Raw genomic sequence first — 12,939 nt, 5'->3', positions numbered from 1 at the left:
GTCACGCGTCGGCGACCTCGGCCACCACATGGCGCGCGGCCACCTGCGTGCCCACCGCGACATGCAGTGCGACACGGCCGGAACGCGGCGCGCAGTGCACGTGCTCCATCTTCATCGCTTCGAGCGTGACGAGCGGCTGGCCTGCGGCGACCGCATCGCCCTCGGCCACCAGCAGGGCGATCACGCGGCCGTTCATGGATGCGCGCAGCAGGCCGTCGCCGGCGGTGTCGTCGGTGCGTGCAACCGCGACGTGCGTGAGGTTTTCCAGCTGGAATGACTGGCCGCGGAAGTGGAAATCCACGCGGTCGGGCTGCCGCACGACGAAGGCTTGTTCGGACAGGCCGTCGCACGAGAAGCGGAGGCTGCCGTTGCCGGGTAGAGCGAGCAAGGCGAGTTGCACAGGTGCTTTGTCGCCCAGTGCAATGTCGAACCGACCGGCGCCGCATGGTGTCACGCGGGCCGCGTGCACCGTGCCGTCGAGCGCGAAGCGCAGGGCGTTGGGGAGCGTGTGCGCGAGCGGCGAGGGCCAGCCGCGCTCGCCCAACTGGAGCAGCAGAGCGGCGAGCAATGCGGCGCGGGTGTCGTTCGCCGCGTCTGCGGCGAGCAGGGCGTCGAGGTGATCGCCGATGAAGGCGGTCGTAGCAGCACCGCTTGCGAACACGTCATGCGACAACACGCGTCGCAGAAGCTGCTGGTTGGTCGAGATGCCGAGCGCTACCGTGTCTTGCAGGCCCGCGATCAGCCGGTGCCGGGCTTCTTCTCGCGTGCGGCCATGCGCCACGAGCTTGGCGATCATCGAGTCGTAGAAGGGCGGCACGGCGGCCCCGTCGCGCAAGGCGTGCTCGGCGCGCAGCGCGGCAGAGGGCCGCCACGCCGTGAGGGTGCCGCTTTGCGGCATGAAGCTCTGCCGCGGATCTTCGGCGCACAGACGCACTTCGATCGCATGGCCTGTGATGCGCACGTCCTGCTGCGCGAGCGGCAAAGGTTCGCCGGCCGCGACGCGCAGTTGCAGCTCGACGAGGTCGAGGCCCGTCACCGCTTCGGTCACCGGGTGCTCCACCTGCAGGCGCGTGTTCATTTCCATGAACCAGTACTGGCCTTCGGCGTCGAGCAGGAATTCGAGCGTGCCCGCGCCTTCGTAGGCGATGGCTTTCGCCGCAGCGACGGCGGTGGCACCCATGCGTTCGCGCAGCGCTTCAGACACTGCCGGCGAGGGCGCTTCTTCGACGACCTTCTGGTGCCGCCGCTGAACCGAACAGTCGCGCTCGCCGAGGTGGATGGCGTTGCCGTGCCGGTCCGCGAATATCTGTACCTCGACATGGCGCGGCGCGACGATGGCGCGCTCCAGGATCACGGTGGCGTCGCCGAATGCGTTGAGCGCTTCGGACTGCGCGCTGTGCAGCTGCGCGGTGAATTCAGCGGCCGACGTCACGAGCCGCATGCCGCGCCCGCCGCCGCCCGCCGTTGCCTTGATCATCACGGGCCAGCCGATGCGTGCTGCCTCGGCCGCCAGCGTCTCCGCGCTCTGGTTTTCGCCCTGGTAGCCCGGAATGCACGGCACGCCCGCCGCCTGCATCAGCCGTTTGGCGCCGGCCTTGTCGCCCATCGCGCGAATGGCCTCCGGTGATGGTCCGATGAAGACCAGTCCCGCGTCTCGGCAGGCCTGCGCGAACGCTGCGTTCTCCGCGAGAAAGCCGTAGCCCGGATGCACCGCATCGGCGCCGCTGGCGCGCGCGGCCTCGATGATCGCAGCGATGTTCAGGTAGCTCTGCGCGGGCAGAGATTCGCCGATCCACACTGCCTGGTCGGCCTGCCGCACATGTTCGGCCTCCGCATCGGCGCTGGAGTACACGGCCACCGTGCGGTAGCCCATCGCGCGCGCAGTGCGCATCACGCGCACCGCGATCTCGCCGCGGTTCGCGATCAGGATCTTGTGGAATGCACTCATGGCCGCGCCACCGAAAACTGCATCGGCTGCGGCACGCGCGCATCGGCATCGCGGCAGATGGAGAGCACTTCCGCCAACACCGCACGCGTGTCGCGCGGGTCGATCACGCCGTCGTCGAGCAGCAGCGCGCTGGTGGTGAAAACGCTCATCTGCCGATCGAAGCGTTCGACGATCTGCTGCTGCATCGCGTCGATCTTCGCGTGGTCGATCGCGCCCTTGCGCGCCATGCCCGCCTCCATGACGATGGCCATGGTCTTCGCAGCCTGCTCGCCGCCCATGACGGCTGTGCGCGCGTTGGGCCACGAGAAGCAGAAGCGCGGCGCGAAGCCCCGGCCGCACATGCCGTAGTTGCCCGCGCCGTACGAAGCGCCGCAGTGAAGCGTGATCTGCGGCACGCTGGCGTTGGTCACGGCCTGGATCATCTTCGCGCCGTGCTTGATGATGCCGGCCTCCTCGTGCGCCCGGCCCACCATGTAGCCCGTGATGTTCTGCAGGTAGACGATGGGCGTGCGCGTCTGGCAGCAGGCCTGGATGAAGTGCGTGGCCTTGGTCGCGCCGTCGGAATCGATGGGGCCGTTGTTGGTGACGATGCCCACGGCGTGGCCTTCGAGCCGGATGTGGCCGCAGACGGTGGCGCTACCGTAGTGCTCGCTGAACTCAAGGAACTCGGAGCCGTCGGCGATGCGCGCGATGACCTCGCGCATGTCGACCGGCCTCCGTCCGTCGCTCGGCATGATGCCGAGCAGGTCTTCGGCGTCGTAGCGCGGCGGAATGAACTGGCGCGGCGCTTCGTTGCGCGCCCAGTCGATGCCGCCGAGGATCGAGCGCGCGATGCGGATGGCGTCGCGGTCGTCTTCCGCCAGGTAGTCGCCGAGGCCCGAGATGTGCGTGTGCATCACCGCGCCGCCCAGTTCTTCTTCGGTCGCGATCTCGCCGGTGGCTGCCTTCAGCAGCGGCGGTCCCGCGAGAAAGGCCCGCGTGCGGTCGCGCACCATCACGATGTAGTCGGACAGGCCCGTCTGGTAGGCGCCGCCCGCGGTCGAGGAGCCGTGCGTCACCGTCACCACCGGCAGGCCCGCAGCCGACAGCCGCGCGAGGTTGCGGAAGATGTTGCCGCCGCGCACGAAGTCCTGCACGCGGTAGTGCATGAGGTTGGCGCCGGCGCTTTCCACCAGCTGCACGTAGGGCAGCTTGTTTTCGAGCGCGATCTCCTGCACGCGCAGCTGCTTGTCGAGGCCCATGGGCTGCAGCGCGCCGGCGTCGATGCCCGAGTCGGATGCGTTGACCATGCAGCGCACGCCCGACACCTGGCCGATGCCGGAGATCAGGCCGCCGCCGGGCACGCTCTTCTCCAGGTCGGGGTTGTCCTGCCCCAGCCCCGCGAGCGAGGCCAGCGGCAGAAAGGGCGCGCCGGTGTCGAGCAGCAGCGCTATGCGCTCGCGCGGCAGCAGCTGCCCGCGCTTGGCAAAACGCTCGGCCGAAGCGCCGGAGGCCGCTACGGCGCGGGCCTCGTGTGCGCGCACCTGGTCGAGTAGCGCGAGCATGCCGGTGCGGTTGGCCTGGAAGGTGTCGCTGGCCGCTTGCAGCCGGGATTCGATGACGGGCATGGGAAGAGTCTGTACAGGTCGCTTGTTTTCGCTCTGCACAGACTCTAGGGGGCGGGCGCCGCGCCCGCTTGCGCCTACTAGCTGGTCGTCAACCGGGCATCAGCCGGCGCGCGCGCGTGGCGCGGCAACGGGGGCATCGAGGCTGCTGCCCGTGACCACCCAGTAGATGAAGATCAGCACCGCGCCGGCCGTGCCGAACACCGTGAGACCCATGTAGCTGCCGCCGATGGCCAGCGCGTCGGCGGGCGCGGCTGCGATGCAGACCATGCTGGCCGCGCTCATGCCCACGTAGTGCATGGTGCAGACCGCCACGCCCATCACGGCGGCCGCCGCGACCTTGTGCGAGAACTTGCGCAGGTTGAACGCCAGCCACAGGGCCGCCGCGGCGGCGGTGACGGCGATGAGCACCGACAGCCCGACCACCGCCAGGTCGAAGTTCATCGAGGCGCGCATGCTCATCGCGAACATGCCCATGTAGTGCATCACGCAGACGCCGATGCCGGCCAGCAGGCTGCCGGCGAGCCAGCCCGATTTGCTGAACTTGCGCCGTCCGCCGGCCATGTACAGCGCAATGCCGGAGATCAGGATGGCCGCAACCAGCGACACCACCGTGAGCGGCATGTTGTACGAAATGGCCACCGGCAGGCGGTACGCCAACATGCCGATGAAGTGCATCGACCAGATGCCGATGCCGCCCAGCGCCACCGCGGCGCAGGCCACGACGGCGAGGTTGGGCTTGCCGTCCGCGCCGACCATGCGGCTGGCGCAGATGAGGGCCACCAGCGAGCCCGCGAATGAGATCAGGAAGGAGAGCGCCACCATGCCCAGGGAGTACTCGGGCGACAGGAGTTGGCCTACGACGAGCGGAGTCATGCGATGTCCTTTCAAGTTCAGGAAAAGAGCGCCTCGCAGACCTCCCGACCACCGGATGCAATCGGGACGCCACAAGACGTCCCGCGCAGTCTGTAATATTTGTTTTTAAAAGTAAACTCCAATTTACACTTATTGTTACCCTACCTTACGGGACGGATTCGATATATCGCATTGTTGCGGTCGGCCGCCATGTAGATCGTGCCGTCGCGCCCCACAGCGACGCCCGTGACCACGTAGGGCGGGGGCAGGCCGGGCCCAGGCGTGAGGCCGATCGGCAGGTTCTCGACGACCGTGCGGCGTGTGCCGTCGGGGGCAATTTCCACCAGCCGCCGCGCCGCGCTCTCGGCCACAATGAAGCTGCCCCACGGCGTTTGCGCCACGCCTTCGGGCAGCGCCAGCCCGTCGGCCACGGTGCGCAGCGGCGCGCTGGCGTCCAGCGGAATGCGCAGCAGCTTGCCGGCGGCCTCGGTCACGTAGAGCGCGCCGTCCTGGCCGACGATCATCTGCACCGGGCCGTTCAGGCCGCTAGCAAGCACTGACTTTTCAGTGAACTTCGGCTCGCTGGCGCGGGTGATGCTGCCGGTAGCTATTTCGGCGTAGATCACGCTGCCGTCCGGCATGGGGATGGCGTCGAACGGCGCCTTCAGGCCGTGGATGGTTTCGACGGTCTTCAGCGTCTGCCGGTCGACCAGCTGCACCGTGCCCGTGAACCACGAGCTCAGCGCGAAGAGTTTTGGCGACAGCCCCACCGCGAAGGGGTAGTCGAGCTCCGGATCGCGCTGCATGCGGAACACGTCTCGCACCTCGCCCGTGCGCACGTCGACCTGGCGGAAGCCGAAGACGTCGGCCACCCAGAGGTCGTTGCCATCGATCTTCATGCCGGCCGGCACCGCCAGCTTGCCGCTGGTGAGCGTGCGCAGTTCGCCAGTGGCGGGGTTGAAGGCCTGCACCTCGTTGTTGGCCATGTTCGACACGTAGATCGTGCCGTCGGGCGCGATGGCCAGGTTGTCGAGCGAAGGCCGCAACTGCTTCGCGACCGTCTTGCGCCCGGTGGCGAGGTCTACTTTCACCAGCTCGCCGCTGCGCGCATCGACCACCCAGAGGTTGCCCTTGCCGTCGAGGTTGGCGGCGGCCGGGATCTTGAAGCCATCGGCGATCACGGTCATGTTGCCGTTCGCCGGGTCGATCTTCACGACCTGCCCCTTGAACCACAGCGGCCCGTAGAGCATGCCGTCGGGGCCGGCTTCGAAGCCGTTGAAGCCGCCCATGTCCTTCTTGATGAGCCGCGGCGGCTTCTGGCCTTCGCGGTCGATCTCCCACAGCGCGTCGCCCAGGAACACTTGCGAGGCGTAGAGCTTGCCGTTGCGGCGGTCGAAGTCGAGCGAGTTCAGGCCGGGCAGGTCCTTGGCCAGCACGCGCAGCGGGGCGGTGTCGCTCTCGCGGTAGCGCAGCATGCCCATGAGGTAGTTGGTCCAGGCCAGCTCGCCCTTCGGGCCCACGGCGATGTCGTCGGCCTGGCCTTCGGGTGCATCGATGAGCACCTTGGCCGCGCCGGTGTTGCGGTCGACCTCCCACAGCGTGTTGCCGACGACCGAGCCCGCGAGCAGCCGGCCCTTCGCGTCGATGGCCAGCCCGTGCACGCCCGAGAAGGACGAGGGCGCGACCAGCGCCTCGGGCGGGCCCCACGAGGCGGGCCGGGTGGGTGGCGGCGCAAGGCTGCTGCAGGCGCCCAGCAGGGCGAGGGAGGCGGTCAGCGCGATCGCGCCGAGGCTGCTTCTACGGGGCATGGTGTCTCCTCTTGTGGGTGCGCGAAGCAGTCTAGGAGGAGGAAGAGGCGGTGGAGTCTCTCCGGAGACACGATGCGGACTTTCGTCCGCTGTGGATTACCCGAGCCCGCTCGCTCAGCCGCGCAGCAGCTGCGTCACCGTGTGGATCAGCAACCCCACCAGCCCACCTACAAGCGTGCCGTTGATGCGGATGAACTGCAGGTCGCGCCCGATGTGGCGTTCCAGCTCGAGCGTCATTTCCTGTGCGTTCCACTCGCCGACGCGTTCCTCGATGTAGCGGCGGATGTCTTCGCGGTAGCGCTCGATGGCCAGCGGCGCGGCGGCCTCGATCTGCTCGTTGATCCAGCGGCGGATGGCTTCGTCGCCCTGCAGCCGTGCGCCCAGCGCGCCGGCCATCGAGGCAATGCGCTGGCGGATGGCCGAGTCGTCGCGGCCCAGGTCGTCGTGCAGCCACGCCAGCAGCTCACCCCACAGCCCGTGCAGGTAGTCGCCGAGGGCGGGGTGCGCGATGAGTTCGGCGCGAATCTGTTCGCCGCGCTGCTGGAACTCGGGGTCGAGCTTCAGTCGCACCACGAAGTCGTCGACGAAGTGATCGAAACGCCTGCGCATCGGATGGTCGGGCTCGGCCGCCAGCTCGCCGATGGTGCGCGCCACGGCCGCGACGATCTTGCGCGTGGCCAGCTTGGCCGCCACCTGGTCGAGGCCCACGTAGCGCAGCGTCTTGATCTCGCGCGCAATGGCTTCGGTGATGTGCGCCTGCACCTCGTCGCCTTCGAGCAGACCGGCCACCTGCTGCAGCACGTCGTCGAGCAGGGCCTGGTGGCGCCCGCCGGCAGTGAGCGCGTCGAGCGCCTGGCCGGTCAGGCGCGAGAGGTCAATTTTTTCGAGGCCGGCCGCGGCGGCGCGCCCCATGAAGTCGCGCACCCGTTCGTCGTCGAAGGCCGAGAGTCCGTAGCGCGTGGCGGCCACGCCCAATTCGCCGAGCTTCTCGCCGCTGGCGGGGCGTGCCAGCCAGTCTGCGATGCGCCCGGCCGCATCGAACTGCCGCAGCTTGCCGAGCACCTGTTCGGTGCTCAGGAAGTTGTCGCAGATGAAGCCCGCGAGCTTGGCGCCGATGCGGTCCTTGTTGCTCGGGATGATCGCGGTGTGCGGGATCGGCAGGCCCAGCGGATGGCGAAACAGCGCCACCACCGCGAACCAGTCGGCAATGGCGCCGACCATCGCGGCCTCCGAGAAGGCTGCCACGTAGCCCCAGGCCGGGTGCTGCGCATGCAGCGCGCTCGCCAGTGCATAGAGCAGCGCCGCGCCGCACAGCAGACCGAGCGCGACGCGCTTCATGCGCCCCAGCGCATCGCCGCTGTCAGCCAATGCTGGGGGTGGAAGCAAGGCGCTCCATGAACAATTCGCAGCGCGCCAGTTGTTCGAGGCTCACGAATTCGTCGGGCTGGTGCGCCTGCTCGATGCTGCCGGGGCCGCACACCACGGTGGGGATGCCGGCGTTCTTGAACAGACCCGCTTCGGTGCCGAAGGCCACCAGCGTGGTGCGTTCTTCGCCCGCCAGGCGCTGCGCCAGTTTGGTGATCGGGTTGTCGGCCGCGCCAAGGAAGCTCGGAATCTCGCAGATGGTCTCGAAGCTGAAGCCCGCGTCGGGCGCAACCTTCTTCATCGCCGGTTCGATGCTGCCCGCGTAGGCCACCACGTCGGCCTGCATGCGCTTGGCGTCGGCGGTCGGCAGGTCGCGGAATTCATAGCGGAACTCGGCATCGCGCGGCACCACGTTGTCGGCGATGCCGCCGTGGAACTGGCCCACGCTCGCGGTGCTGAAGGGCACGTCGAAGCCTTCGTAGCGCGGCTCGTTGCGCTCGAAGTCTTCTGCCATGTCGCGCACCTTGCCGATCACTCGGGCCGCCATCTCGATGGCGTTGACCGACTTCGGCGTGAGCGAGGAATGCGCCTCCTTGCCGCGCACGCAGCACTTGTAGCGGTACACGCCCTTGTGCGCGATGGCGGGCACCATGCTGGTGGGCTCGCCCACGATGCAGGCCAGCGGCTTGATGTTGGCATCGCGCATGTCGGCGATCAGTTCCTTCACGCCGAAGCAGCCGATTTCTTCTTCGTAGCTGAAGGCGAAGTGCACCGCGAAGGGCGAGTTGCTCTCGAGGAAGCGCTTGGCATTCGACAGCGCGATGGCAATGAAGCTCTTCATGTCGGCCGAGCCGCGCCCGTAGAGGCGCTCGTTCTGCACCACAGCGGAGAGCGGGTCGACGCTCCAGTCCTGCCCGTCCCAGGGCACCGTATCGGTGTGGCCGGAGACGATCACGCCGGCTGGCTTGCCTTCGCCCAGCGTGGCGAACAGGTTCGCTTTGGTGCGTTCGGCGTTGTAGGTGATGCGGCTTTTGACGCCCAGGGCCGCGAGGTGGCTCTGCGCGAAGTCGATCAGTTCGAGGTTGCTGTTGGCGCTGACGGTGTTCATGCGCACCAGGGTCTGGGCCAGCAGCAGGCTTTGGGGGGAAAGCGTGTGGAGCATGCAACACATTCTCCCGGAAGTCGGCGCGGCGCGTGCGTGGATGTCGTAGCCGTCACGCGAAGCGGGTACGCTGCCCCTCTTCTTTTGGACGGAGAAACCAGCACCATGCGCACCCTTCAGATCGCCTTGACCGCCACCGCCGCCCTCTGCGTGGCCGCCTGCAGCACCACCGGACCTTCCAGCAACAAGCTGCTGACGCTCGACGGCAACCCGCCGCTGGTCATCGCCCACCGCGGTGCATCCGGCTACCTGCCGGAAGAAACGCTCGAAGCCTATGCGCGCGCCATCGAACTCGGCGCCGACGTGATCGAGATGGACCTGATCTCCACCAAGGACGGCGTGCTCATCGCCCGTCACGACCCCAACCTCGCCCTCAACACCGACGTGGCCAAGCACCCCCGCTTCGCCTCGCGCAAGAAGACCATCAAGGTCGACGGCGAAACCCAGACCGGCTGGTTCAGCAACGACTTCACGCTGGCCGAGATCAAGACGCTGGGCGGCATCTCCACCGACGCCGAGCGTCCGCAGGAATTCAACGGCAAGTTCAAGATCGTCACGTTCCAGGAGATCATCGATTTCGCCAAGGCCAAGTCGAAGGAAACCGGCCGCACCATCGCCATCTACCCCGAGACCAAGAACCCGACCTACTTCCGCGAGCTCGGCCTGCCGATGGAAGACAAGGTCATCGCCGCCATCAACGCCGCCGGCTGGAACAGCAAGACCGCGCCCATCTACGTGCAGTCCTTCGAGCCCGGCAGCCTGAAGTACATGAAGAGCAAGGGCCTGAACACCCGGCTCATTCAGCTGATCGACGGCGACAGCGTCGACCTGAAGACCGGCGCCGTGACCTTCGCCGTGCCCAGCGACCGCCCCTACGACTGGACCAAGGCCGGCGACAAGCGCAACTTCGACGCCATGGTCACGCCCGCGGGCCTGGCCGAGATCAAGACCTACGCCGACGGCATCGGCCCGTGGAAGCGCTACATCGTGAGCATCAAGGGCACCATCGGCGCCGACGGCAAGCCGGTGGACGTCAACAAGGACGGCAAGATCAACGACGCCGACGCCACCTCCACCGCGCCCACCTCGCTGATCGCCGATGCGCACAAGGCCGGCCTGTTCGTGCACCCCTTCACCTTCCGCAACGAGTCGCGCCGCCTGGCGTCCGACTACAACAAGGACGGCAAGAGCGAATACGGCGTGTACTACAAGCTCGGCGTGGACGGCGTGTTCACCGACTTCACCGACACCGCGCTGGCTGCGCGCGCCGACTACCTGAAGAGCATCGGCCGCTGATCGGGGCGTTGTCCGCAAATGACCACCGACAACTTGTCGCCACGCGACCTCGAACTTCTGCGCATGGCCATCCGGCTGTCGGATGAGTCGAAGGCGCGCGGGCGCCATCCCTTCGCTGCGCTGGTGGCGAACGAGCATGGCGAGGTCGTCGTCACCGCGGGCAACAACTCGATGCCGCCCGAGGGCGACCCTACGCAGCATGCCGAACTGGTGGCCGCCGCGCAGGCCGCGCGCCTGCTCACGCCCGAGCAGCTCGCGCGCTGCACGCTGTTCACCAGCGCCGAGCCCTGCTGCATGTGTGCGGGCGCCATCTACTGGACGAACATCGGCCGCGTGGTCTACGCGCTTTCAGAGCACGCGCTGCTCGGCCTGACCGGCGACCACCCCGAAAACCCGACCTTTTCGCTTCCCTGCCGCGAGGTCTTTGCGCGCGGGCAGCGACGTGTCGAGGTGGTGGGGCCGCTGCTCGAGGAAGAGGCCTCTGCGCCGCACGTCGGCTTCTGGACCGCCGGGCACTGAACCCCGGGTGCGCACCCGGGGTGCGTATTTTTGGTGGTGCCTCGAAACGCCAGAGTGGATAGACTGGCATTTTGAGACGTCCACGCCATGAAACTCATCGACTCGCTCGTCACGCAGGCGGCTGGCATCGCCGCCGTCCGACGTGACCTTCACGCCCACCCCGAACTCTGTTTCCAGGAAGTCCGCACCGCCGACGTGGTGGCAGGCAAGCTCACCGAATGGGGCATTCCCATTCACCGCGGCCTGGGCACCACCGGCGTGGTGGGCATCGTCAAGAATGGCTCCAGCAGCCGCGCAGTCGGCCTTCGCGCCGACATGGACGCGCTGCCCGTCACCGAGCTCAACACCTTCGCCCACGCCAGCAAGCACCACGGCAAGATGCACGCCTGCGGCCACGACGGCCACACGGCCATGCTGCTCGCGGCCGCTCAGCACCTGGCGAAGAACCGCAACTTCGACGGCACCGTCTACCTGATCTTCCAGCCGGCGGAAGAGGGCGGCGGCGGCGCCCGCGAGATGATCAAGGAAGGGCTGTTCGAGCAGTTCCCCATGGATGCCGTGTTCGGCATGCACAACTGGCCCGGCATGAAGGCGGGCCAGTTCGCCGTGAGCCCCGGCCCGGTGATGGCCTCGGGCAACAAGTTCCACATCAACGTGATCGGCAAGGGCGGCCACGCCGCGCTGCCGCATACGGGCATCGACCCGGTGCCTATCGCCTGCGAGATCGTGCAGGCCTTCCAGACCATCCTCACCCGCAAGATGAAGCCGACCGATTCGGCCGTGATCTCGGTCACCACCATCCATGCCGGCGAAACCAACAACGTGATTCCCGACAACTGCGAGCTGTCGGGCACGGTGCGCACCTTCTCGCTGGAGGTGCTCGACCTGATCGAGGCGAAGATGAAGCAGGTCGCCGACCACATCTGCGCGGCGCACGACGCCACCTGCGACTTCCGCTTCGAGCGCTACTACCCGCCCACCATCAACACCGAGGCCGAAGCCGACTTCGCGCGCCGTGTGATGGGCGGCATCGTCGGCCCCGAGAACGTGCTGAAGCAGGAGGCCGCCATGACTTCCGAAGACTTCGCCTTCATGCTGCAGGCCAAGCCCGGCGCCTATGCCTTCATCGGCAACGGCGACGGCACGCACCGCGACGTGCACCACGGCGAAGGCCCGTGCACGCTGCACAACGCGAGCTACGACTTCAACGACGACCTCATCCCGCTGGGCGCCACCTGCTGGGTGCAGATCGCCGAGCAGTTCCTCAAGCCCGGCGGCGCAGCGACATGATCGGCATCGCAGAGGCCTTTTCGCCGCGCTACGCCCAGGCGCGCCAGAAGTTCCTGCAAGGCTGCGTGAGCGCCGGCCTCACGGTCGAGCCGCATGCGCACCCGCTCAAGGGGCGCGACGGCGAAGACCTGTCGATGGACGTCGCGCTCGACGGCGACGCGAATGCGCAGAACCTGCTGATCGTCAGCAGCGCCTGCCATGGCGCCGAAGGCCACTGCGGCAGCGGCGTGCAGGTGTTCGCGCTGCACGACTCTGAATGGCGCGAGAAGGCCAAGGCGCAGGGCGTGGCGGTGCTGTACGTGCATGCGCTCAACCCGCACGGTTTTTCCTACGGCCGGCGCGTGACGCACGAGAACGTCGACCTGAACCGCAACTTCATCGACTTCTCGAAGCCGGTGCCGGTCAACGAGCCGTATGCCAAGCTGCACGACCTGCTGCTGCCCGCCACCTGGCCGCCCACGCCCGAGAACCAGGCGGCCGTGGACAAGTGGATCGGAAAGCACGGCGCCACTGCCTACCAGGCGGCCGTGACAAGCGGGCAATACCAGTTCGACGATGGTCTGTTCTTCGGCGGCAAGGCGCCGACCTGGAGCAACAAGACCATCCGCAGCGTGCTCAAGCGCCACGCGGGCAACGCCAAGCGCCTGGCCTGGATCGACCTGCATACGGGGCTCGGCCCGAACGGTCTGGGTGAACGCATCTTTGCCTGCCGCGACGACAAGGTCGCCTATGCGCGCGCCAATGCATGGTGGGGCACGCCCGCCGCGCCCGTCACCTCGATCTACGACGGCTCCTCGACCTCAGCGCTGCTGCGCGGGCTGATGTGGGACTCTGTATACGAGGAGTGCCCGCAGGCCGAGTACACCGGCATCGCGCTCGAATACGGCACGCTGCCGATCCTCGAAGTGACCGGCGCGCTGCGTGCCGACCACTGGCTGCACAAGCACCCCCAGGCGCCGGCCGACCTGGCCGACGGTATCCGTGCTCGGATGCTGGAGGCGTTCTATACGGACACCGATGCCTGGCGCGGGCAGATCGTCAGCCAGGCGCGGCAGGCGATGTTCCAGGCTGTTGACGGGCTCAGCGGCTGAC

The 12,939-nt window shown here is 67.7% G+C and carries 10 protein-coding genes; 4 read left to right on the top strand and 6 right to left on the bottom strand.

Annotated elements, in window-relative coordinates; genetic code table 11:
- Position 1: 1 nt before the first annotated feature.
- The 6 genes from ACSFCA_RS26215 to argE all read right to left on the bottom strand — a co-directional run bounded on the left by ACSFCA_RS26215 (position 2) and on the right by argE (position 8,742).
- Positions 2-1,948, bottom strand: coding sequence for an acetyl/propionyl/methylcrotonyl-CoA carboxylase subunit alpha (locus ACSFCA_RS26215; protein WP_435461617.1), 1,947 nt, complete (start codon positions 1,946-1,948; stop codon positions 2-4).
- On the bottom strand, positions 1,945-3,555 hold the full coding sequence (locus tag ACSFCA_RS26210; RefSeq protein WP_435461618.1) for an acyl-CoA carboxylase subunit beta: 1,611 nt from the start codon (positions 3,553-3,555) through the stop codon (positions 1,945-1,947). Before ACSFCA_RS26210 ends, ACSFCA_RS26215 begins: the two co-directional genes overlap by 4 nt.
- Positions 3,556-3,654: 99 nt before the next feature.
- The gene (locus tag ACSFCA_RS26205) at positions 3,655-4,428 is read right to left on the bottom strand and encodes an MHYT domain-containing protein (protein ID WP_258351720.1); all 774 of its coding nucleotides are present in this window, start codon (positions 4,426-4,428) and stop codon (positions 3,655-3,657) included.
- A gap of 140 nt (positions 4,429-4,568) precedes the next feature.
- Positions 4,569-6,215, bottom strand: coding sequence for a Vgb family protein (locus tag ACSFCA_RS26200; RefSeq protein WP_435461619.1), 1,647 nt, complete (start codon positions 6,213-6,215; stop codon positions 4,569-4,571).
- Positions 6,216-6,329: 114 nt separating this feature from the next.
- A complete protein-coding gene (locus ACSFCA_RS26195; protein ID WP_435461620.1) occupies positions 6,330-7,601 on the bottom strand; it encodes a DUF445 domain-containing protein in 1,272 nt (423 codons plus the stop codon).
- Positions 7,576-8,742: an acetylornithine deacetylase gene (argE, locus tag ACSFCA_RS26190; RefSeq protein ID WP_258351717.1), complete on the bottom strand. Its 1,167-nt coding sequence runs from the start codon at positions 8,740-8,742 to the stop codon at positions 7,576-7,578. The genes ACSFCA_RS26195 and argE overlap by 26 nt, the downstream gene beginning before the upstream one ends.
- Before the next feature lie 105 nt (positions 8,743-8,847).
- Between argE and ACSFCA_RS26185 the strand changes: the two genes are divergently transcribed.
- The 4 genes from ACSFCA_RS26185 (at position 8,848) to ACSFCA_RS26170 (ending at position 12,938) form a co-directional block, all read left to right on the top strand.
- Positions 8,848-10,038: a glycerophosphodiester phosphodiesterase gene (locus ACSFCA_RS26185; protein WP_258351716.1), complete on the top strand. Its 1,191-nt coding sequence runs from the start codon at positions 8,848-8,850 to the stop codon at positions 10,036-10,038.
- Between the two features lie 18 nt (positions 10,039-10,056).
- Positions 10,057-10,557 (top strand): nucleoside deaminase, encoded by a 501-nt coding sequence (locus ACSFCA_RS26180; RefSeq protein ID WP_435461621.1) that lies wholly within the window; start codon positions 10,057-10,059, stop codon positions 10,555-10,557.
- 87 nt (positions 10,558-10,644) lie between these two features.
- A complete protein-coding gene (locus ACSFCA_RS26175) occupies positions 10,645-11,847 on the top strand; it encodes a M20 aminoacylase family protein (RefSeq protein ID WP_258351714.1) in 1,203 nt (400 codons plus the stop codon).
- Positions 11,844-12,938, top strand: coding sequence for a M14 family metallopeptidase (locus ACSFCA_RS26170; protein WP_435461622.1), 1,095 nt, complete (start codon positions 11,844-11,846; stop codon positions 12,936-12,938). Before ACSFCA_RS26175 ends, ACSFCA_RS26170 begins: the two co-directional genes overlap by 4 nt.
- Position 12,939 lies beyond the last annotated feature (1 nt).

This window comes from Variovorax multivorans (assembly GCF_051216835.1).
Lineage (GTDB): Bacteria > Pseudomonadota > Gammaproteobacteria > Burkholderiales > Burkholderiaceae_C > Variovorax.
Note: the sequence above shows the minus strand (reverse complement) of the source record. Positions and strands in the feature narration are given on the sequence as shown.